This is a genomic window from Periweissella ghanensis (assembly GCF_918814755.1).
Lineage (GTDB): Bacteria > Bacillota > Bacilli > Lactobacillales > Lactobacillaceae > Periweissella > Periweissella ghanensis.
Genome location: NZ_CAKKNT010000050.1, coordinates 1 through 2,782, shown reverse-complemented (window position 1 = coordinate 2,782; position 2,782 = coordinate 1). Strand labels below are relative to the sequence as shown.

The following is a 2,782-nucleotide window of genomic DNA, read 5'->3' as shown; positions in this document are numbered from 1 at the left end:
TATTTAAAAATTAAAAAGGAAGAAACGGCTCAATTTTATTGACCGTTTTAGATCAATGTGGCTCAACTTTATTGACTATTTTTGGCTCAATTTAACTTGACGGCGACATAACTTTAACGAGGTTGATTTTCAAACTATTCGGTGGGCCTACCACGAATATGAACTAGGTAACTTGCTACAAGGCATTACTAACTATCAGCGCCATGTCTTTTGGCAAGATATTGAAATTTCCAATACGCGGTTAGTGCACCAAAGTTTTAAAGTGCAACAACAAATAATTCGTCAGCAACCGGAATGGTTATTAATCCAGCAAAAATGTTATCAACAAGGTCGTAATTTAGGTGGGGCTCCATGGTTATGCCATCCGAAAAAAAGTATGCCGATTGGGCTAAGGATTCCCCATATATTATGGCGCTGTCAGTGCGTGTTATTTTTGGAGCGCCAGCCGTTACAAAGTGAATTCCCAGTTAGTCTGTTACGACGTGAATTTATTAATGAAGGGCGTTGGTTAGCCGTTGATGAACGATTAATTAAATATATTGTTAATCAATTTATCATTGAACTAGTTGTAAATCAGATTTTGATAAGTCAAAAAAAGGGTGTTTTAAGGTTAATTTGTTACCCACAATGGTATGCAGACTGGCAAGTTAAAACTAATTCATTAAAATTAAATTAAAATATACGATTATTCTCATTTTATGGTAATATGTAGAGTATCGATAGAAAAATTGGAGGACGATGATGTCAGAAGTAAAGCAATTACCAACCCGTGATGAAGTTGCAACCAGCCAAACTTGGGATTTAAGCAAAATTTTTGCAAACGATGAGGCTTGGGAACAAGCGTTAAAAGGAGTTCAAGCCGAACTTCCAGAAGTAGCCGAATACGCTGGTACTTTGGCCGACTCAGCTGACCAATTATTGGCCGCAACGCAAGCAATTTTAGATGTAACACGTAAAGTTGAAAAAATTTACGTTTACGCATCAATGAAATCAGATCAAGATACTGCTAACTCAAAATATCAAGGTTACAGTGCCCAAGCTGGAATGCTTTGGGCTAAAGCTAGTGGAGCTATCGCATACTTTGAACCAGAAGTATTGGCGATTGAACCAAGTGCTTTAACTGAATTTATTAACACAAATACCGAATTAAGTGCTTACAAGCACTTCTTTGATAAAATTACCGAAGCTCGTGGCCACGTTTTAACGCCAAATGAAGAAAAATTATTGGCGGGTGCTAGTGATATTTTCTCAGCTTCAGAAAATACTTTTGGGGTTTTGGATAATGCCGATTTAAAATTTGGCATTGTGCAAGATGAAGATGGTAACGATGTACAACTTTCAAATGGTGTTTACTCACGGCATTTAGAATCAACTAATCGTGAAGTCCGTAAGCAAGCCTTCACGACACTATATGAAAGTTATGAACAATTCCAACATACGTTTGCTTCAACGTTGTCACAACACGTGCACGGCCACAATTACTTGGCTTCAGTGCACAATTATGACAGCGCCCGCCAATCAGCTTTAGCGGGTAACAGTATTCCGGAAAGTGTGTTTGAAACTTTAGTGGAACAAGTCAACGCTCACTTACCATTATTACACCGTTACGTAGCGTTACGAAAACGAATCTTAGGCGTTGATGAACTCCACACGTATGATTTATACACACCAATTACTGGTGAAGCTGCATTGACTTATGATTACCAAAGTGCAGTTGCCACAGCATTAGATTCTTTAAAACCACTCGGTGATGACTATCTTGATGTTGTGCAAGAAGCCTTTGATAATCGTTGGATTGACGTTGTTGAAAACAAAGGTAAACGCTCAGGAGCATACTCTGGTGGAGCGTATGATACTGATCCATATATTTTACTTAACTGGCAAGATAACTTAGATAACTTGTTTACGTTAGTACATGAAATGGGCCACTCAGTTCACTCATACTTTACGCGCAAGAATCAACCATACCAATACGGTGATTATTCAATTTTCTTAGCAGAAATTGCCTCAACGACTAACGAAAATATTTTGACCGAATACTTATTGGAACGCGAAACTGATCCTAAAGTACGGGCCTACATTTTAAACCACTACTTAGATGGCTTTAAGGGAACGGTCTTCCGTCAGACACAATTTGCAGAATTTGAACACTGGTTACACGAAGAAGATCAAGCCGGCGAACCATTGACAGCAGAAATTCTTAGTGATTTCTACGCTGATTTAAACCGCCGCTACTACGGTCCAGATTTAGCGTTTGATGATCAAATTGCGCTTGAATGGGCTCGAATTCCACACTTCTACTACAATTACTATGTCTACCAATATTCAACTGGGATGTCAGCAGCTACAACTTTAGCTGACAACATTACGCGTGGTGATGCCCAAGCGGTTGAAGCATACAAAAACTACCTCAAAGCTGGTAACTCAGATTTCCCAATTGAAGTTATCAAAAAGGCTGGTGTTGATATGACACAACCAGCGTACTTAGAACAAGCCTTTAAGGTCTTTGAAGAACGTTTAAACGAATTAGAAGCTTTACTTGGATAAACACTAATTGCAAGCGAAAACGGGGTTGTGACATAACTCTTTCTTGGTGGTAATTTGCTGCTAGAACGGGTTCCAAAAGTCCGATATATTCAAAATACGACAAAATCCTCTATGAAGAATTTTCGGCTCTTTGTCAAATGATGTTGATATTGAGTTTTTAGACTCTAAATCGTAAAAGATTTAGGGTCTTTTTTTATGCCAATTCTAATCGAATACGATTAAAAAAATTGGCTAA

The 2,782-nt window shown here is 38.2% G+C and carries 2 protein-coding genes; both read left to right on the top strand.

The genetic code is table 11. The annotated features are described in order from the left end of the window. The first annotated feature begins 172 nt into the window (after positions 1–172). A complete protein-coding gene (locus tag LQZ76_RS09855; protein WP_230099539.1) occupies positions 173–676 on the top strand; it encodes a hypothetical protein in 504 nt (167 codons plus the stop codon). Positions 677–741: 65 nt separating this feature from the next. After that, the gene (gene pepF, locus LQZ76_RS09850) at positions 742–2,547 is read left to right on the top strand and encodes an oligoendopeptidase F (RefSeq protein ID WP_230099538.1); all 1,806 of its coding nucleotides are present in this window, start codon (positions 742–744) and stop codon (positions 2,545–2,547) included. The last annotated feature ends 235 nt before the right edge of the window (positions 2,548–2,782 follow it).